General features: G+C 30.1%; 20 protein-coding genes. 11 read left to right on the top strand and 9 right to left on the bottom strand.

All coding sequences use genetic code 11. The features are described 5' to 3' along the window. Positions 1–89: 89 nt before the first annotated feature. The 4 genes from BLV71_RS03950 to BLV71_RS03935 all read right to left on the bottom strand — a co-directional run bounded on the left by BLV71_RS03950 (position 90) and on the right by BLV71_RS03935 (position 3723). Complete coding sequence (locus tag BLV71_RS03950) at positions 90–1421, bottom strand: sensor histidine kinase (protein WP_093869293.1); 1332 nt, start codon at positions 1419–1421, stop codon at positions 90–92. Then, positions 1421–2134: a LytR/AlgR family response regulator transcription factor gene (locus BLV71_RS03945; protein WP_093869292.1), complete on the bottom strand. Its 714-nt coding sequence runs from the start codon at positions 2132–2134 to the stop codon at positions 1421–1423. The genes BLV71_RS03950 and BLV71_RS03945 overlap by 1 nt, the downstream gene beginning before the upstream one ends. Positions 2135–2261: 127 nt before the next feature. Further along, positions 2262–2903: a PAQR family membrane homeostasis protein TrhA gene (locus tag BLV71_RS03940; RefSeq protein WP_093869291.1), complete on the bottom strand. Its 642-nt coding sequence runs from the start codon at positions 2901–2903 to the stop codon at positions 2262–2264. Then, on the bottom strand, positions 2896–3723 hold the full coding sequence (locus BLV71_RS03935) for a lysophospholipid acyltransferase family protein (protein WP_255405109.1): 828 nt from the start codon (positions 3721–3723) through the stop codon (positions 2896–2898). The genes BLV71_RS03940 and BLV71_RS03935 overlap by 8 nt, the downstream gene beginning before the upstream one ends. A gap of 55 nt (positions 3724–3778) precedes the next feature. Between BLV71_RS03935 and trpS the strand changes: the two genes are divergently transcribed. Then, complete coding sequence (trpS, locus tag BLV71_RS03930) at positions 3779–4747, top strand: tryptophan--tRNA ligase (RefSeq protein WP_093869290.1); 969 nt, start codon at positions 3779–3781, stop codon at positions 4745–4747. A gap of 16 nt (positions 4748–4763) precedes the next feature. After that, positions 4764–5069, top strand: coding sequence for a DUF6370 family protein (locus BLV71_RS03925; protein ID WP_093869289.1), 306 nt, complete (start codon positions 4764–4766; stop codon positions 5067–5069). Between the two features lie 44 nt (positions 5070–5113). Here BLV71_RS03925 and BLV71_RS03920 read toward each other — a convergent pair whose 3' ends face one another. Beyond that, positions 5114–5338, bottom strand: a complete 225-nt coding sequence (locus BLV71_RS03920) for a hypothetical protein (RefSeq protein WP_093869288.1) — start codon at positions 5336–5338, stop codon at positions 5114–5116. 67 nt (positions 5339–5405) lie between these two features. Then, positions 5406–6428, bottom strand: coding sequence for a metal-dependent hydrolase (locus tag BLV71_RS03915; protein WP_093869287.1), 1023 nt, complete (start codon positions 6426–6428; stop codon positions 5406–5408). An 82-nt stretch (positions 6429–6510) separates the two neighbouring features. Between BLV71_RS03915 and nhaC the strand changes: the two genes are divergently transcribed. Genes nhaC through bioA form a run of 6 tightly spaced genes read left to right on the top strand, consistent with a single transcriptional unit; the run spans position 6511 to position 11906 of the window. Continuing rightward, on the top strand, positions 6511–7977 hold the full coding sequence (gene nhaC / locus BLV71_RS03910; protein ID WP_093869286.1) for a Na+/H+ antiporter NhaC: 1467 nt from the start codon (positions 6511–6513) through the stop codon (positions 7975–7977). 34 nt (positions 7978–8011) lie between these two features. After that, positions 8012–8467, top strand: coding sequence for a GNAT family N-acetyltransferase (locus tag BLV71_RS03905; protein WP_093869285.1), 456 nt, complete (start codon positions 8012–8014; stop codon positions 8465–8467). Positions 8468–8490: 23 nt separating this feature from the next. Then, positions 8491–9645: an aminotransferase class I/II-fold pyridoxal phosphate-dependent enzyme gene (locus tag BLV71_RS03900; protein ID WP_093869284.1), complete on the top strand. Its 1155-nt coding sequence runs from the start codon at positions 8491–8493 to the stop codon at positions 9643–9645. Positions 9646–9655: 10 nt separating this feature from the next. Next, entirely contained in the window at positions 9656–10033 is a 378-nt protein-coding gene (locus BLV71_RS03895) for a putative signal transducing protein (protein WP_093869283.1), read from the top strand. Then, positions 10033–10644, top strand: a complete 612-nt coding sequence (gene bioD, locus BLV71_RS03890; protein ID WP_093869282.1) for a dethiobiotin synthase — start codon at positions 10033–10035, stop codon at positions 10642–10644. The genes BLV71_RS03895 and bioD overlap by 1 nt, the downstream gene beginning before the upstream one ends. Beyond that, positions 10641–11906 carry an adenosylmethionine--8-amino-7-oxononanoate transaminase gene (bioA, locus tag BLV71_RS03885; RefSeq protein ID WP_093869281.1) on the top strand — a complete coding sequence of 422 codons (1266 nt, stop codon included), beginning with the start codon at positions 10641–10643 and terminating at the stop codon, positions 11904–11906. The genes bioD and bioA overlap by 4 nt, the downstream gene beginning before the upstream one ends. Here the strand turns inward: bioA and BLV71_RS03880 are convergent. Continuing rightward, the gene (locus BLV71_RS03880) at positions 11892–12323 is read right to left on the bottom strand and encodes a cytochrome c oxidase assembly factor Coa1 family protein (RefSeq protein WP_093869280.1); all 432 of its coding nucleotides are present in this window, start codon (positions 12321–12323) and stop codon (positions 11892–11894) included. The genes bioA and BLV71_RS03880 overlap by 15 nt on opposite strands. 118 nt (positions 12324–12441) lie before the next feature. Between BLV71_RS03880 and BLV71_RS03875 the strand changes: the two genes are divergently transcribed. The 3 genes from BLV71_RS03875 to BLV71_RS03865 all read left to right on the top strand — a co-directional run bounded on the left by BLV71_RS03875 (position 12442) and on the right by BLV71_RS03865 (position 15874). Then, the gene (locus tag BLV71_RS03875) at positions 12442–13596 is read left to right on the top strand and encodes a beta-ketoacyl synthase N-terminal-like domain-containing protein (RefSeq protein ID WP_093869279.1); all 1155 of its coding nucleotides are present in this window, start codon (positions 12442–12444) and stop codon (positions 13594–13596) included. Positions 13597–13789: 193 nt separating this feature from the next. Beyond that, on the top strand, positions 13790–14890 hold the full coding sequence (bioB, locus tag BLV71_RS03870) for a biotin synthase BioB (protein WP_093869278.1): 1101 nt from the start codon (positions 13790–13792) through the stop codon (positions 14888–14890). A 123-nt stretch (positions 14891–15013) separates the two neighbouring features. Continuing rightward, a complete protein-coding gene (locus tag BLV71_RS03865; protein ID WP_093869277.1) occupies positions 15014–15874 on the top strand; it encodes a cupin-like domain-containing protein in 861 nt (286 codons plus the stop codon). 75 nt (positions 15875–15949) lie between these two features. Here the strand turns inward: BLV71_RS03865 and BLV71_RS03860 are convergent, their stop codons facing one another. Beyond that, positions 15950–16558, bottom strand: coding sequence for a superoxide dismutase (locus BLV71_RS03860; protein WP_093869276.1), 609 nt, complete (start codon positions 16556–16558; stop codon positions 15950–15952). 122 nt (positions 16559–16680) lie between these two features. Continuing rightward, positions 16681–17715 carry a class 1 fructose-bisphosphatase gene (gene fbp, locus BLV71_RS03855; protein WP_093869275.1) on the bottom strand — a complete coding sequence of 345 codons (1035 nt, stop codon included), beginning with the start codon at positions 17713–17715 and terminating at the stop codon, positions 16681–16683. Positions 17716–17793 lie beyond the last annotated feature (78 nt).

Below are 17793 nucleotides of genomic sequence, written 5' to 3'. Positions count from 1 at the left end.
ATATAGTGTTATTTTTCGTTATTAAACAACTGGAAGAAAAACGTAAATAAAACATGTGTATTTAACAATAACTGGTAAATTGATTGGTTTTATAAGTCAGTTTTAGGAAAAGTTAAGCTAACTTTAGTTCCGTTCTTTCCTTCATCTAAAAGATCTTTAATTTGAATTTGAATTTTGTTTCCATACATTAATTCCATTCTTTCTTTCACAATGTTTATTCCGTAAGATTCTTTAATGTGCATCTGTTTGTTTTTTATGCTCTTACTTTTCTTAATTCCTATGCCATTATCAGTAATTAATACTTTTATGTGGTTTTTTACAGCTGTTATTTCAAGTGATATTTTTTTTTCTTTCTCTTCTAATTGTAAGCCATGCCAAATGGCGTTTTCAATAAAAGGTTGTAAGAATAAAGGAACTACTTTTAGCTTTGAGCTATCTATATTTTTATTAATTAAAACATTAAATTCAAATCCTTTTTTTAATCTCATTTGTTCTAGTTTCACATATATTGATAGAATCTCAAGTTCTTTAGTTAGGCTTATAGCGTTTTCGTTTGTAACATCAAGAACTTTTCTTATTAAAAAAGAAAACTTGGTTATAAAATTTGAGGCTTCATCTATTTTATTTTGAATAACAAAGTTGTTTATTGAGTTTAAAGAGTTGAATAAAAAATGAGGGTTCATTTGGTTTTTTAATGCAATTATTTTTAATTGAGATATTTGATTACTTTGTTTAAGAAGATTTATTTCAACTTCTCTTTTCTTTTCTAAGATTTTTCTAAAATGTGTTCCTATTAAAATAGCAAAAAATGTGCTTTGAATAATTGCTCCAACAAAATAATAGAACATTCTATGAACAGGGAGATTTATTAAGTACTGATCACCTTTTATCATCTTTAAAGAACTAATATTAGCAAAGACTAAAAACAAAATAGAACCTAAGAGTAAGTATAAAACTTGAGCTGTTTTAATTTTTGATAGTAAATAAAACACATAAAATGCAAATAGCGTGGCTATGGGTAACGAATAAGCAACTGCCATTTTTTGAGCTTCGTATCCGTAGAAAAATTCAATTATAATTAGTACGATAGAAAACAGTATAAGTGTTCTGGATAGTAATAAAACCCCATAATCTAGTTTAGGAAATCTTTTTTTGCTTTTTGTTAACTCTCTACAGAAATAAATAAAAAAGACATAGCCTATGTATTGAATTGAAAAACTTATGTATTGGTAGCAGTATTGAACAGATTGATGTTCAAAAATATCTCTTAAAAGATAAACTGTTAAGCAAAAGAGATATCCACTATAAAACTTATGGATTTTATCCTTGTTTTGTGCATAGAATATTATATGATATACAAAAAGAACAATTAAGCCACCTCGTATCCATTGATAAAATGTAGAAGAAATATCTAACAGCATTATTTGTCTAGCCTCAACTTATCGATTAAAAGATTTTTTTTTCTTCTGCTAACACTAACAACTACTCCATTACTTAAAGTTATTTCATTTCCCCCTTTGTTGTACTCTGTTACATAATTAAGATTTATTACATAAGAATTATGAACTCTGTAAAAGTCAGGGTAGTCGAACTTTTTTTGTACTTCTTTTAATGTTTTTGTTACTATAATTTTTTTTCCTGTATTTAGAAAAATTGTTGTGTAGCTTTTATCGGATTTTAAATAGATAACATTTTCTTTAGCTATTAAATACACTTTTCTGTCAGCAGAAACATTAATCCTATTGATGAGGTTGTTCCCAATCGCTTTTTCATGCAATTGTTTACTAACTTTAACAAAAGTAAGTTGTAATTCATCAATGTCTATAGGTTTTAGAAGATAGTCAATTGCATTTGCCTTTACTGCCTTAATGCCATATTCATCATGAGCAGTTGTAAATACAACTCTAAAGTTTCTTTCAGGAAATTTTTCAAGGAAAGTAAAACCATCCATTTCTGGCATATGAATATCTAAAAAAACTAAATCAGGGTTTAATTCTTTAACTAGGTTTACGCCAATAATAGGAGAACTACATTTTACAATATTTAAATCGTCATTTACTATACATTTTTTAATTTTCCACTCCAATGCTTCTAATGCATCTTTTTCATCATCAATTAAAATAATTTTCATCATAATGCCCTTCTTGTATCAATTTCTGAATGGGGGAAGAAATTGATGTATAGTTAATTAATTATTTGTTTAGTCGTTAAAAACTAAACAAATCAACTTGTCTAATAAGGTGTTTATGAAAAGAAAGTTCTTAAATATAATAAAATATTGTTACAAAATGACTGATGCTACCAAAAAGAACGAAAACATGAAATATTGCGTGATTGTATTTTATTTTTTTTATAGAATACAGTATGGCACCTATTGTATAAAAAGCACCACCTAAAATTAAAAAGAGTAATCCATTTTCTGGTAAGCTTGCAGCCAGAGGTTTTATGAAAAAAATTACTTGCCAGCCCATTAATAAATATAGTGCAGTAGATAATTTATCAAATTTACCAGTGAAAAAAAGTTTTAAAATAACTCCAGTAAGAGCAAATAGCCAAACAAAACCAAACATATACCAACCCAATTCTTTTGGAAGAGTAATTAAGCAAAAAGGAGAATAACTTCCTGCTATTAGTATATATATGGCAGCATGATCAAAAATATTTAAGCTTCTTCTCTTTTTAGGATCTTTGGCAGCATGGTAAAAGGTAGAAGCGCTATATAAAACGATTAAACTAACTCCATAAATGATGAAACTTATTAATTCCCAAAAATTAGTATAATTTAATGATTTAGTAATTAAAATAGGAAATGTTATTATGCTTAATAATAATCCGAAACCATGAGTAGCTACATTTAACCACTCTTCTTTTTTACTATAACGGTAATTTAATTTTTCACTCATTATTTAATTTGTTAGTGTCTTTCATATATAACTTATCATTTTTTAATTCATTATAAGTCAGGGTAAATACTTTTTGTTTTAGTTTTTTTCTTTCTTCAATTTTTAATCCTTTTGTTTCAATGAAGTTACATTGTTTAACTCTAAAAGTACCGGGTCTTCCTTTAAAAATATTCCAAGAGAAAAAACGTTTACAGTCATAGTAAACTTGAGGAACTATAGGTATTTGATATTCAATTGCTAAGCTAAAAGCACCGTTTTTAAAAGGTGCTAATATTATATCTTCTTCGGGTACTAAACCTTCGGGAAAAATACCAACACTAGTTCCGTTTTTAAGTCTTTTTTTAGCCATTTCATAAACTCTTTTTCTACTTTTTTCTGAGCCTCTATCAACCATGATAACTACTTTTCTATAAAAGAAACCAAAAACAGGTATTTTAACAAGTTCTTTTTTTCCTACAAAAACAATTGGATTTTTGCTTAAAGCGATCATAACCCATGGGTCTAATAATGATGCATGATTAGCTATAAACATATAGCTTTTGTTTTTTTCTATCTTTTGTTCTTTCTTTATTTTTAGGCGAAAGCCCATACCATAAATTAAAAGAAAAGACCAAGCTCTGACCATTTTCCAAAAAGTAGGGTAGTATTTTTCATCAGAAGTTAACACTAATAAAAATGGCAGCATTATAATTATTGTACTAAACATTAAAATGTAAAACCAAATTCTCCAAACTAGTAAGAAAGGTAATTTAAAATACTTCATGGTTGCTAATGTAGTAATTTCTTTTGTTTGATAAATTTTAACCTTATTTTTGCTCATATTAGTTAAGCTTTGATGGCTTATCAAACAATCATAATTATTTACAAAACTACAGATGTCAAGAATTTTAACAGGAGTACAAAGTACAGGAACTCCACATTTAGGTAATTTATTAGGAGCTATTATGCCAGCAATAGAGATGGCAAATAATCCTGAAAATGAATCATTTTTGTTTATTGCCGATATGCACTCTTTAACTCAAATTAAAGAAGGAGAGCAATTACGTGAAAATACTTATAGTACTGCTGCAACTTGGCTTGCTTGTGGAATTGATATTAACAAAACTGTATTTTACCGTCAAAGTGATATTCCTGAAGTAACTGAATTGTCTTGGTACTTAAGCTGTTATTTTCCATATCAGCGTTTAACATTAGCTCATAGTTTTAAAGATAAAGCTGATAGGTTAGCCGATGTAAATAGTGGTTTGTTTACGTATCCTATGCTAATGGCTGCTGATATTTTGTTATATGATGCAGAAATTATTCCTGTAGGTAAAGATCAGTTACAGCATTTAGAAATGACACGTGATGTGGCTAATAGATTTAATAACATTGTTGGAGATACATTAGTACCGCCAAGGGCAGAGATTAGTGAAAACACACAGTTGATTCCTGGTACTGATGGAGAAAAAATGAGTAAATCTAGGAATAATATTATCAATATTTTTTTACCAGATAAAAAGTTACGTAAACAAATAATGGGTATTCAAACGGATAGTACTCCTTTAGAGGAGCCTAAAGATCCGGATACTGATAATGTTTTTGCTATTTATAAATTATTAGGATCTGAAGAGCAAATTAATGAAATGCGAGCTAATTATGAAGGTGGTAATTATGGTTATGGGCATGCAAAACAAGCCTTGTATGAGTTAGTTGTTGAAAAGTTTGCTGATGTACGTGCTAAGTATAATCACTATATGGAAAATCGTCATGAAATTGATGAGGCTTTAGCTGTGGGTGCTGATAAGGCAAAAGCAGTTGCTAAAAGTGTTTTAGAGAGAGTTCGTGAAAAAATAGGATATTAACCTAAACAATAAAATTATGAGATATTTATTTATTTTAAGTAGTATGTTTTTTTTTCTTTCTTGTTCAACAAAACAAAAAAAAGAAATAATTGCTGAAGCTTCTTGTGGGCAATGTAAATTTGAATTGAAAAGTCAAAATGGTTGTGATTTAGCTATAAAAATAGATGATAAGGCTTATTTTGTTGAAGGAGCAAATATTGATGATTTTGGTGATGCTCATGACGAAAAAATAGGTTTTTGTAATGTAGTTAGAAAAGTAAAAGCAACAGGAATACTTGAGAATGATAAATTTATAGCATCTTCTTTCGAGATAGTTAAGTAAGCTTAAAATTATATACATGTAAAAACAAAAGACTGAGATTAATCTCAGTCTTTTTGTTTTATTGAAGTGTTATTGTTTATAACATATTTCTTATACTTACCATCTTTGTATCGATGGTATATAAATATTGGCATTAAAATAAAAGACATATAAAAAATACCTAAGCCCATTACAATGTGTGCTTTTTCATGATTGGTGTTTAGTAGGTATACCCCTGTGGCCATCCACACTAAAAAAATAATAAATAAAATTTTAATTATTGTTTTCATTTATCAAAAATGATTTTGCTGCAAAAATAGTTTATAAATTAATAGGATAAGAAACTTGTAATAGATTTTATTTTCCGTAAAAGCGATTTAAAAACTCTTTTAAATCTTCTCTTGATGGAGGTTTTCCTGAAAAAGGTACCATATTCCAACGATCTCGATCTTTTTTTAATTCAAACCTAAACATTGATGTTTGAGCATTTTTAGGGTTTAATAAAGGATACCGTAAGTCTAAGTATTGAACATTAGCAGAAGAATCCATAGGAACTAAATTGTAGTATTCATTACTAAACCAAGTTAACGTTTTAATATCTGGATGAGAGATGTTAAGTAAATGCCTGTTTTTAGGAATGGTTAAAATGGTGTCAACTTTAGATATAGAATCAAATAAAGAGTAAAAACCAACTTTATAGCTAGTTTCTGTTTCAGCAATACCATACCATAAAATATTATTAAAAATAGTTGGTTGAACAGAATACCTGCTATAGTTAATGCTTGAGTTGTCAAATGAGTTTTTAAAAACAGTATTAACGTATAATTTGTTTACAATTGTGAAAAGCATGTAGGCAGAACTAATATAAATTCCAGCTTTTACCCACCAATTTCTTCGTGTTCTTTTTCTGTTATAAAACATAGCTGTTACTAAACAGAGGAGAAAAGGTAGGGTGTATAAAGGGTCTACAACTGAAATATTATTAAAAGCAACTCTATAGTCAGAAAAAGGTAAAAATAGTTGAGTTCCATAGGGTGTAAAGCTATCTAAAATTGGATGAGTAAAAATAGATAAGAAATAGAGCCAAATCCAGTTTTTTAAAGTTGTAGTTCCGAGTCGTTTTTCTTTGTTGTATAATTTGTATGTAATCCATCCAAAGACAAAAGAACCGATAAGTGCAAATACTATTGAATGCATAAAGCCACGGTGAAAAGCCATAGCATCTATTTCATTTCCATATAACCACCTACCAATAAAAACGTCTAAATCAGGAATAGTTCCACCAATAGTTCCGAACAGCATAGCCTTATTTCCAATTTTTTTCCCTAAGGCAATTTCGCCACAAGCGGCACCTAAAACAATTTGTGTTAATGAATCCATAAGAGGCAAAAGTACTAAACTGATTCTACTTGTATAATTCTTTACAAAATCGTAACATTACACATCCAAAAAATACTACGTAATGCAAGATGATAAAAACTTATCTGAAATAGAAATTGAAGACCAAAAAATTATAGATAATAAAGAGCTGAGTTTATGGGAGGCATTAATTCCTGTAGTTATTCTAATGGGATTGTTAGCATATAATATTTTTTATGCTGATGGTGCTTGGTTAGGTGATTATTCTAATCAATTTATTCTATTAATTGGTGGAGGTGTTACTGCTATTGTAGGTTTTTTAAATAAAGTATCAATCCAGAAAATGATGGAAGAAGTATGGGAAAACTGGAAAAGTGTTTTTGTGCCTATTTTAATTTTATTTTTGGTAGGAGCTTTAGCTGGTACATGGTTAGTAAGTGGTATTATCCCAGCTATGGTTTATTACGGATTACAAGTGTTAAGTCCAGCAATATTTTTACCAGCTTCGGTTATTATTGCAGCAATTATTTCTATTGCTACTGGGAGTTCTTGGACAACTTCTGCAACAGTAGGTATTGCATTAGTAGGTATAGGTAGCGCTTTAGGTATACCTACAGGAATGATTGCAGGAGCTGTTATTTCTGGAGCCTATTTTGGAGATAAAATGTCTCCTCTTTCTGATACTACTAATTTAGCGCCTGCAATGGCAGGAACTGATTTGTTTACACATATAAAATATATGGCATACACAACAGTGCCAACTATTACTATAACATTGATAGTTTTTGCTATTTTAAGCGGTACTATTGATACTACTGGAAATGCTGATGTAAGCAATCTTCTTGTTTCTATTGAAAACACTTTTCATATAACTCCATGGTTATTTTTAGTTCCAGGAGTTGTAATAGCAATGATTTTAATGAAAACAAAACCATTAATGGCTTTGGGAATAGGAGTGTTTTTAGCTGCGGTTTTTGCTTTTGTATTTCAGCCTGAGGTATTAACAAGTTTGTCTAGTTCTAAATTTCAATCAATTATAAATTCTGTTTTAACAGATACGCAAGTGAAAACAGATAACGAAAAGTTAACTGAATTGTTTTCTTCTGGAGGAATGAATGGAATGTTATGGACAATTTACTTAATTATTTGTGCTATGGTTTTTGGTGGTATTATGGATGCTATTGGGGCTTTAGCTAAAATAACAAAAGCCTTATTATCAATTGCATCTTCTGTGTTTGGATTATTTGCAAGTACAGTGGTTAGTTGTTTAGGGTTAAATGTTGTTGCTTCTGATCAGTATTTAGCACTGGTAATTCCAGGAAAAATGTTTAAAAAAGCATTTGATGATAAAGGATTAGCTCCTGAAAACTTAAGTAGAACTCTGGAAGACTCAGGTACTGTAACTTCAGTGTTGATTCCTTGGAATACTTGTGGTGCTTATCAATCTGGAGTTTTAGGAGTTGGTGTAGGAGAATATGCGTTTTATGCTATATTTAACTGGTTGAGTCCGTTTATGACATTATTATTCGCTGCTTTTAGAATAAAAATAAGACAAATAGTAAAAAAATAATTTATAGCCTCACTTTTAGTGGGGCTTCTTTTTTATGATACAGGAAGCAAAAATAGAAGAATCAGCATTGTTAACCGAAATAGCTTTGGTTTCTAAAGCTTATTGGGGGTATTCTAAGGAACAAGTTGAAAGCTGGAGAAAAGATTTAACTATTAGTGTTAAAATGATTGAAGAAATGATGATTTATACATTTATTCAAGAAACAAATGTAGTTGGTTTTTATGCTCTAAATCCTCCAGTTGAACAATCTATTGAGTTAGAAATGTTGTTTGTGTTACCAAATTATATAGGGAAATCGATAGGGAAACAGTTGTTATTACATTCTTTTAATGAAGCAAGAAAATTTGACGTTGATGAAATGACGTTATTGGCAGACCCGAATGCTGTTTCTTTTTATAAAAAACAGGGTTTTGAAATTATCGCAAAAAAAGAAAGCTCAATACCTAATAGGTATTTACCAATAATGAGAAAAAAATTATCAAGAAGGTAAAAAAACTCATGTATTTTTGTTGAATGAATTTTCCAGAAAAACTTCAGAAAAAACTTCAGAAAAGAATACATAATAATTCTTTGAGGTCTCTTGGTGAAAATAGAAATTTAATTGATTTTTCATCTAATGATTATTTAGGGTTTTCAAAGTCTGAAGAGATATTTAAAAAAGCACATCAGTTTTTGGTAACTAATAAAAGTATTCAAAATGGAGCAACAGGTTCCCGTTTGTTATCAGGTAATTATGATTTGTACTCGTTAGTTGAAAAAGAACTGTCTGTTTTTCATAATATAGAAGGAGCATTGTTGTTTAATTCAGGCTATAATGCAAATCTTGGTGTTTTCTCTTCAATTCCTCAGCGTGGTGACTATATATTATATGATGAATTAATTCATGCCTCAATTAGAGATGGAATTCAATTATCTAATGCTAAACAATATAAGTTTAGCCATAATGATATAAAGCATTTAGAAGATCGAATTATATCAATAAAAAAAGAATTTAAAAATAATGATTCAGCTATATATGTTGTAACAGAATCTGTTTTTTCAATGGATGGTGATATTCCTGATTTAAAAAAAATGGTTGAAATATGTGAGAGTCATCAGGTGTTTTTTATTGTTGACGAAGCACATTCTGTTGGAGTTTTTGGAATGAATGGGCGTGGCTTGATACAAGAATTAGGTTTAGAAAATAAAATTTTTGCAAGAATAATAACTTTTGGAAAAGCGCTTGGGAGCCATGGAGCTGTAGTTTTAGGAAGTCAAAAACTGAAAGAATACTTAGTGAATTTTTCAAGAAGTTTTATTTACACCACAGGATTACCACCTCATGCTATTGCAACTATAAAACAAGTATATCAATTACTTGAAAGTATTAATGGGGTTAAAAGCATACAACAACTTCATGAAAATATACATTACTTTCAAACAGAAATAGAAAGATTACAGCTTAATTTTATAAAAAGTAAGTCAGCAATACACTGTTGTGTTGTTTCTGGAAACGAGCAAACAAAGCAGATATCTAAAAGAATGCAGGATAATGGCTTTGATGTTAAACCTATTTTATCTCCTACTGTAGCTGAAGGGCAAGAAAGACTTCGTTTTTGTTTACATAGTTACAACACTAAAAAAGAAATAACACAAGTTTTAGAGAACCTTAGTACCTTTGTAATGTAAAATAAATAGCATGAGAGATGATTATACAATTTTAACTGTATTTGAATATTCAACAGAAGCACAACTTATAAAATCTAAATTAGATTCAGAAGGTATTAGAACTATGTTAATGGATGAAAAAACTGTTGATTCTGATCCTTTAATAAGTCAGGCAATAGGAGGTGTAAAATTATTAGTACACAATGAAGATTTAGAAAGAGGGTTGAGTATTTATAATGAAATTAGAGATTATGAAAAAGATAAAGATGGAAAAGAAATTCATTGTACTAAATGTAATTCTTCTAGAATTTTAGTAGCACCAGCTCAAAGAAAAAGTATATTTTATATGTTGTTTCCTTTTTTTGAAAAGAGAAAATTAATATGTAATGAATGTAAAACAATTTTTTAATGCAACATAAATATTTTGTCACAGGTATTTCAACAGAAGTAGGTAAAACGGTTATTTCTGCAATTATTACAGAAGCGCTCGAAGCCGATTACTGGAAACCTGTTCAAGCAGGAGAATTAGATAATTCTGATACTTTAAAGGTAGAAAAACTGATATCTAATAAAATTTCTAAGTTTCATCCAAATTCATACGCTTTACATACGCCTATGAGCCCGCATGCAGCAGCTGAAATTGATGGTGTTGCTATTGATGTTAATGAAATTAAAGAACCAATAACAAAAAATAATTTAGTAATAGAAGGTGCAGGCGGTGTTTTAGTCCCTTTAAATGATTCAGAAACAATTTTAGATATCATAAAACCAACTTATAAAGTAGTTGTTGTTTCTCGACACTATTTAGGAAGTATTAATCATACCTTATTAACGGTTGGTTTGTTAAAAGATAAAGGGTTTGATGTGTCAATTGTTTTTTCAGGTTCTGAGCATAAAACTACGGAGAGTATTATTAAAAAAATGACGGGAGTACCTATAATAGGAAGAGTTGATGAAGAGCCATATTTTGATGAAAATGTAATTAAAGAATACGCTGCAAAATTTAAAAATAAATTATGAGCTTAACAGAAAGAGATAAAAAATATATTTGGCATCCCTTAAAACAGCATCAAACTCATCCAGATAGTTTAGGTATTGTAAAAGCCAAAGGATGTATATTAACTGATGAAAATGGAAATGAATATATTGATGCTATTTCATCATGGTATACTTGTATGTTTGGTCATTGTAATGATTATATTATAAACAAAGTGCATCATCAAATGCAGCAGTTAGATCAAATAATGTTTAGTGATTTTACACATCCTCCTGCTGTTGAGTTATCAGAGAAGTTGATAAACATTTTACCTGAAAATCAAGCAAAGATTTTTTTTAATGATAATGGGTCAACCAGTGTTGAAGCTGCAATAAAAATGGTTTTACAATACTATTTTAATAGGGGAGATAAACGAACTGTATTTGTTGCTTTTGAAAACGGTTTTCATGGAGATACTTTCGGAGCTATGTCAACATCAGGACTTTCGGTTTACAATGGACCTTTTGAAGAGTTTTTAATGGATGTAAAACGTATTCCTACTCCAAATGGAGTTAATCATACTGACATTTTACAGCAATTAGAAAAAATTACTGCAGAAAATAAAGTAGCAGCATTTATATATGAGCCTTTAGTTCAAGGAGCAGCAGGAATGAAAATCCATAGTATTGAAGGGTTGAATGAAATTTTAAGTTTTTGTAAATCAAAATCAATTATCACTATTGCAGATGAGGTAATGACAGGGTTTGGAAAAACAGGAAGAAATTTTGCTTCAGACTATATGGTTACAAAACCAGATATTATATGCTTAAGTAAGGCGTTGACAGGAGGAATGGTTCCAATGGGGATTACTTCATGCACACAAGACATTTATGAAGCTTTTTTAAGTAGTGATATTTCTAAAGGTTTTTTTCATTGTCATACTTATGCCGCTAATCCAATAGCATGTGCAGCTTCCATTGCTAGTATTGAGTTGTTAGAGTCGAAGGAAATTCAGCAAAACATTAAAAAAATTAGTGATGCACACGAATTATTTAGTGAAAGAATAAAAAAACATTCTAAAGTAAATTCAACACGACAAATAGGCGTTATTTTAGCTATAGATATTGATACAAATATGGAGCGTTATGGAGCTTTAAGAGATATTTTATTAAAATCGTTTATGAAAGAAGGAGTATTTTTAAGACCACTTGGAAATACAATTTATATTCAAGTTCCTTATGTTATTGATATGATATTACTTGAAAAGGTATATAATACAATAGAAAAAGTTTTAGATACCCTCTAAAGCTTTTTCTAATAAGTTAATCTTTTCTTGTGTGCTTTTTATACGAACGTATAATTCTTCATAAGTCCATTCACCATTTGTTTTAATACCTTTTATAATTAAAAAGCCTTCCTCTTTTGATCCTTTTATTGGAACAGAAAAGTCAACGGTACCATCATCATTAGTTAAAGAAATATTTCCGTTAGGAATCCCTGTTTTTTCAATGGGTTCACCTAATAAGTTAATCACTTTTTTATTTTCTGTAGCTTTTTCAATTCCATATTCTATAGGAGCAACGTTATTAAGTAGATTAGATACCCCAAAAAAAGCAGCGCCAATACCAACTATGAATAATAAAATGATGCCTAAACAACCGCTCACAGGTATAAACCATAACCAGTTTCTACTAAACCAACTTTTCTGTTCTTGATGTGCCATGCTTAATTTTTAATAATAAGACTAAAATATGTTTAATTTGTTACAAAAACTAAAAACTCTAATAGTATATAGGGCTTAAAGCTATAAGAAGTTTTATTTTTGTTGAAATTTTTAAGGTTTGAGAAATAGTATATCAATTACCTCTATAGCATCGGTATCGGCATTAGGAAGTTTGTTAGAGGATATTTGGACTAATTATAAAAATGATAAGCATCATTTAAGTATTAAAGAGTTTGATAACTTTAATGCATGGGTAGCTAAACTTCAAGAGAAAGATAAGCTGCAAATAGAAAAGTTAAGAAAATCAGATGCTAAATACAAAGATTTAGACGAATCTGTTTTGTATGCTTTATATGTTTCTAGAAAAGCTATAAAAGAAGCAGGATGGAGTGCTAATGATGATTTTGGAATAAATATTGGCTCTTCTAGAGGAGCGACTATTTTATTTGAAAAGTACCATAAAGAATTTCTACAAACGGGTAAGTCTTCTACTTTGAGTTCGCCAACAACAACACTAGGTAATATATCATCTTGGATAGCCCATGATTTACAAACAAGCGGACCAGAAATTTCACATTCAATAACTTGTTCAACAGGCTTACATTCATTATTAAATGGGGTGGCTTGGATACAATCTGGAATGGCAAGTAAATTTTTAATTGGGGCAAGTGAGGCTTCGTTAACTGATTTTACTATTGCTCAAATGCAAGCACTTAAAGTGTATGCTAAAAATGAGGATGAGTATCCATGTAAAACATTAGATTTAGAAAAAAATAACAACACCATGGTTATTGGTGAAGGTGCTTCAGTAATATGCTTGGAGGAAGGAATTAAAGAGAATGCAATTGCATATGTTGAGGGTGTTGGATATGCAACTGAAATATTAAAACATAATATTTCAATATCTTCAGACGCTCAATGTTTTCAGAAATCTATGAAAATGGCATTAGGAGATGTTTCACCAAAAGATATTGACGCAATAGTAATGCATGCGCCAGGTACTATAAAAGGAGATTTATCAGAGCTAAAAGCAATTGAAAAAATATTTGGAGAACATAAGCCTTTTTTAACTTCTAACAAATGGAAATTAGGACATACGTTTGCAACTTCTGGATTGTTAAGCTTAGAATTAGGTATTTTAATGCTGCAACATCAAGAAGGTATTTCTGTTCCTTTTATTGAGAAACAAAAGTGTCCTGCAAAAATTAATAAAATACTAGTTAATTCTGTAGGATTTGGAGGAAATGCCGTTTCTATATTAATAACAAAATAAATGTTTCTACACTTGAATATGTAGAAAACTATAAATCTTTTTAAGCTAGAAGTAACATTTGTAGTGTTTGAAAAAAGTGGGCGTAACCCATATCTTGAAGAATCACAAAAATTTTATAAGCTTTTCAATGAGTTTATAAAAATAAAATAAGTTATTTTTGGTCATTCAAACAACTATCAATAAACCTAAGTTTATGAGCGAAGTAAGACATAATTGGACGAAAGAAGAAATCTTAGCTATATATAATAAACCATTAATGGAGCTGTTGTATGAAGCAGCAACTATTCATAGAGTACATCATGATCCAAATGTAGTACAAGTATCTACATTACTATCAATAAAAACAGGAGGGTGTTCAGAAGATTGTGGGTATTGCCCTCAAGCTGCTAGGTACCATACAAATGTTGATGGAAATGATTTAATGACAGTAAATCAAGTAAAGGCGCAAGCACTTAGAGCAAAATCTGGAGGTAGTTCAAGAGTTTGTATGGGAGCTGCATGGAGAAATGTAAAAGATGGCCCTGAGTTTGATCAAGTATTAGAGATGGTTCGTACAATTAATAAGTTAGATATGGAAGTTTGCTGTACTTTAGGTATGGTAACTGAAAATCAGGCGAAAAGATTGGCTGAAGCGGGGTTATATGCTTATAATCATAATTTAGATTCTTCAGAAGAATATTATAAAGAGGTAATTTCAACACGTGGTTATGAAGATCGTTTAGAAACGATAGATAACGTTCGTAAAACAAATGTAACAGTTTGTTCAGGAGGAATTATTGGTATGGGAGAATCTGTTGAAGATAGAGCTGGTATGTTAGTAGCACTATCTACATTAGATCCTCAGCCAGAATCAACACCAATTAATGCTTTGGTAGCTGTAGAAGGTACACCATTAGAAGATGAAAAACCAGTTGAAATATGGGAGATGATTCGTATGGTTGCAGCAACTCGTATTGTATTACCAGAAACCCAAGTGCGTTTAAGTGCTGGTAGAACTCAAATGAGTAGAGAAGGTCAGGCAATGTGCTTTTTTGCAGGAGCAAATTCAATTTTTGCAGGAGATAAGTTGTTAACGACTCCTAACCCTGATGTAAGTGAAGACATGAAAATGTTTGAAATGTTAGGTTTAAATCCTCAAAAACCATTTACTAAAAAAGTACAGCCTCAAACGGTAGAAGCTGATAATTCTGAATATAAAGGATTAGGAGAGAAGCCAAAATGGACAAGACCAGAGCATAAAATTGAGAGAAACGAGTCAAAAAAGAAAGAGGCTTTAGAGTTACGTAAGCAGTAACAATTAATTAACTCAAAAATATACAAGCACTTGTCTTATAGATGAGTGCTTTTTTTTAACAAAATCATTTAGAAAAAAGTTAATAACTATTTATTAACTTTGCTTTGCAAAAAAAGTGGATGCATGGGATTACAGTTGCAGCAAATAGATAGAGTTGAGACTATAACAAAAGAAGACTTTATTAAAAATTATTTTAAACCACAAAAACCTGTGGTAATTGAACGTTTTATTGAAGATTGGCCAGCATATTCTAAGTGGTCGTTAGAGTATATGAAAGAAATAGCTGGTGATAAAACAGTACCTTTATATGATGATAGGCCTGTAAATTATAAAGATGGGTTTAACGAGCCTCATGCTACAATGAAGATGAGGGAGTATGTTGATTTGTTAAAAAAAGAGCCTACTAAGTTTAGGATATTTCTATGGAATGTTTTAAAAGAAGTACCTCAATTACAAAAAGATTTTAGATTTCCTGATTTTGGTCTTAAGTTAATGAAGGGATTGCCAATGCTTTTTTTTGGAGGAAGAGATTCTTATACTTTTATGCATTACGATATTGATTTAGCTAATATTTTTCATTTTCATTTTGAAGGTAAAAAGAAATGTATTTTGTTTGATCAAAAGCAAAATAAGTATTTATATAAAATACCGAACTCTTTAATTACAAGAGAAGATATAGATTTTAATGATCCAGATTTTGAAAAATGGCCTGCTTTAAAGAAAGCTAAAGGGCATGTGGCTGAACTTGAGCACGGTAATGTTTTATATATGCCTGAAGGCTATTGGCATTATATGCGATATATAACACCTGGATTCTCCATGAGTTTAAGAGCGATAGCTCGTAATCCTAAAAATTTAGGAAAAGCTGTGTATAATGTATTTATAATGCGTACAGTAGATAATATAATGAGGAGGTTACGTGGTCAAAAATGGATTGATTGGAAAAACGAAAGAGCAATTGTAAAAACCAACAACGTACGTTAATTAATTCGTTGTTTTAATAAAATAAAAAAGCACCTGAATATTCAGGTGCTTTTTTATTTTATTAAAGAAGTAAAACTATTTAGCTTCAGCATATCTTCTTTCAACTTCATTCCAGTTGATTACTTTAAAGAAAGCATCGATATAATCAGGACGACGGTTTTGGTAGTTTAAGTAGTATGCGTGTTCCCATACATCTAATCCTAAAATAGGAGTTCCTCCACAAGTAACACCTGGCATTAATGGGTTGTCTTGGTTTGGAGTAGAGCATACTTCAATTTTACCACCTTTATGTACACATAACCATGCCCATCCAGATCCAAATTGAGTAGCAGCAGCTTTAGAAAAAGCATCAATAAAAGCTTCTTTTGAACCAAATTCAGCTTCAATAGCATCTTTTAATTCTCCTGATAAATACCCACGATCTTCAGGGTTCATTACTGTCCAGAATAATGAGTGGTTGTAAAATCCACCTCCGTTATTACGAACTCCCATGTTATTCATGTCTAAATTTACTAAAATATCTTTAATAGATTTTCCTTCTAAATCAGTTCCTGCAATAGCTGCATTTAATTTAGTAGTATATCCATTATGATGTTTGCTATGGTGTATTTCCATAGTTCTAGCATCTATATTTGGTTCTAAAGCATCGTAAGCATATCCTAATTCTGGTAATTCAAAAGCCATAGTTATTTATTTTTAAAAGGTTAATTATATATTTTTCCGACGGTAAATTTAACGCAAAAAAATAAGGCAAACAATGGTTTGCCCTATTCAAAATTTATTTTAGTATAAATAATAACTATTATTTAATAAGTTGGTTTGTCATTTTTAGAAAACTCAGTCATGAATTCTTCCGCTTTTTCTACCATTTTTTTGCTACCACAGTAAAAAGGAACACGTTGGTGTAATTCTGAAGGATTAATGTCTAAAATTCTTGTAAATCCATCTGAAGCTTTACCGCCTGCTTGTTCACAAATAAAAGCCATAGGATTACATTCGTACAATAAACGTAGTTTTCCATTTGGATCAATAGCAGTAGCTGGATAAATATAAATACCACCTTTAATCATGTTTCTATGAAAGTCAGAAACTAATGATCCAATGTAGCGAGCTGTATAAGGTCTGTTATCTTCTTTGTTTAATTCTTTACAGTAAATTAAAAAACGTTTCATCCCTTCTTGAAAATGAGTGAAATACCCTTCGCTAACTGAGTAAATTCTTCCCATTTCAGAATATTGCATATTTGGATGAGATAAATAAAATGTACCGATTGCTGGGTTTAATGTAAATCCATTAACGCCATTACCTGTTGTGAAAACTAACATTGTAGAAGTACCATAAGCTACATAACCAGCAGCAACTTGTTCGCTTCCTTTTTGTAAAAAATCTTCTTTAGTAACAGGAGTTCCATCTGGAGAAACTCTTCTGTAAATAGAAAAAATGGTTCCAACTGAAACATTTACATCAATGTTTGATGAACCATCTAAAGGATCCATTAATAACACATACTTATTGTTGTTTTCTTTATTATTTCCTTCAACAACAACAAAATCATCTTCTTCTTCACTTGCTATTCCACAAACTATCTCACGATTTATTAATGTTTGTTTAAATAAATCATTCGCTAAAACATCTAATTTTTGTTGAGTTTCACCTTGAACATTTATATCACCAGATGCACCAGTTATATCAACTAAACCAGCTTTTCTAATTTCATGATTAACTACTTTGGCAGCTAAGCGAATAGAATTAATTAAACGAGACAATTCTCCTGATGAATATTTAAAGTGATTTTGGTTACTGATAATAAACTCACCGAGAGTCATGTGATTGTTATTCATGTTAAATGTTGTAATTGTGTTTTACAAAGATGCCACTTTTTTACGTTTTTACAACGATTTCGTATTTTAAAATTTTCA

Source organism: Tenacibaculum sp. MAR_2010_89 (genome assembly GCF_900105985.1).
GTDB classification, from domain to species: Bacteria; Bacteroidota; Bacteroidia; order Flavobacteriales; family Flavobacteriaceae; genus Polaribacter; species Polaribacter halocynthiae.
This window is presented reverse-complemented; position numbering and strand designations above follow the sequence as displayed.

What these genes read in the sequence shown, in the direction of transcription:
- BLV71_RS03950 (WP_093869293.1), bottom strand. Translation starts at nt 1,421, where the DNA reads ATGCTGTTAGATATTTCTTCTACATTTTATCAATGGATACGAGGTGGC.
- BLV71_RS03945 (WP_093869292.1), bottom strand. Translation starts at nt 2,134, where the DNA reads ATGATGAAAATTATTTTAATTGATGATGAAAAAGATGCATTAGAAGCA.
- BLV71_RS03940 (WP_093869291.1), bottom strand. Translation starts at nt 2,903, where the DNA reads ATGAGTGAAAAATTAAATTACCGTTATAGTAAAAAAGAAGAGTGGTTA.
- BLV71_RS03935 (WP_255405109.1), bottom strand. Translation starts at nt 3,723, where the DNA reads ATGAGCAAAAATAAGGTTAAAATTTATCAAACAAAAGAAATTACTACA.
- trpS (WP_093869290.1), top strand. Translation starts at nt 3,779, where the DNA reads ATGTCAAGAATTTTAACAGGAGTACAAAGTACAGGAACTCCACATTTA.
- BLV71_RS03925 (WP_093869289.1), top strand. Translation starts at nt 4,764, where the DNA reads ATGAGATATTTATTTATTTTAAGTAGTATGTTTTTTTTTCTTTCTTGT.
- BLV71_RS03920 (WP_093869288.1), bottom strand. Translation starts at nt 5,338, where the DNA reads ATGAAAACAATAATTAAAATTTTATTTATTATTTTTTTAGTGTGGATG.
- BLV71_RS03915 (WP_093869287.1), bottom strand. Translation starts at nt 6,428, where the DNA reads ATGGATTCATTAACACAAATTGTTTTAGGTGCCGCTTGTGGCGAAATT.
- nhaC (WP_093869286.1), top strand. Translation starts at nt 6,511, where the DNA reads ATGCAAGATGATAAAAACTTATCTGAAATAGAAATTGAAGACCAAAAA.
- BLV71_RS03905 (WP_093869285.1), top strand. Translation starts at nt 8,012, where the DNA reads ATGATACAGGAAGCAAAAATAGAAGAATCAGCATTGTTAACCGAAATA.
- BLV71_RS03900 (WP_093869284.1), top strand. Translation starts at nt 8,491, where the DNA reads ATGAATTTTCCAGAAAAACTTCAGAAAAAACTTCAGAAAAGAATACAT.
- BLV71_RS03895 (WP_093869283.1), top strand. Translation starts at nt 9,656, where the DNA reads ATGAGAGATGATTATACAATTTTAACTGTATTTGAATATTCAACAGAA.
- bioD (WP_093869282.1), top strand. Translation starts at nt 10,033, where the DNA reads ATGCAACATAAATATTTTGTCACAGGTATTTCAACAGAAGTAGGTAAA.
- bioA (WP_093869281.1), top strand. Translation starts at nt 10,641, where the DNA reads ATGAGCTTAACAGAAAGAGATAAAAAATATATTTGGCATCCCTTAAAA.
- BLV71_RS03880 (WP_093869280.1), bottom strand. Translation starts at nt 12,323, where the DNA reads ATGGCACATCAAGAACAGAAAAGTTGGTTTAGTAGAAACTGGTTATGG.
- bioB (WP_093869278.1), top strand. Translation starts at nt 13,790, where the DNA reads ATGAGCGAAGTAAGACATAATTGGACGAAAGAAGAAATCTTAGCTATA.
- BLV71_RS03865 (WP_093869277.1), top strand. Translation starts at nt 15,014, where the DNA reads ATGGGATTACAGTTGCAGCAAATAGATAGAGTTGAGACTATAACAAAA.
- BLV71_RS03860 (WP_093869276.1), bottom strand. Translation starts at nt 16,558, where the DNA reads ATGGCTTTTGAATTACCAGAATTAGGATATGCTTACGATGCTTTAGAA.
- fbp (WP_093869275.1), bottom strand. Translation starts at nt 17,715, where the DNA reads ATGAATAACAATCACATGACTCTCGGTGAGTTTATTATCAGTAACCAA.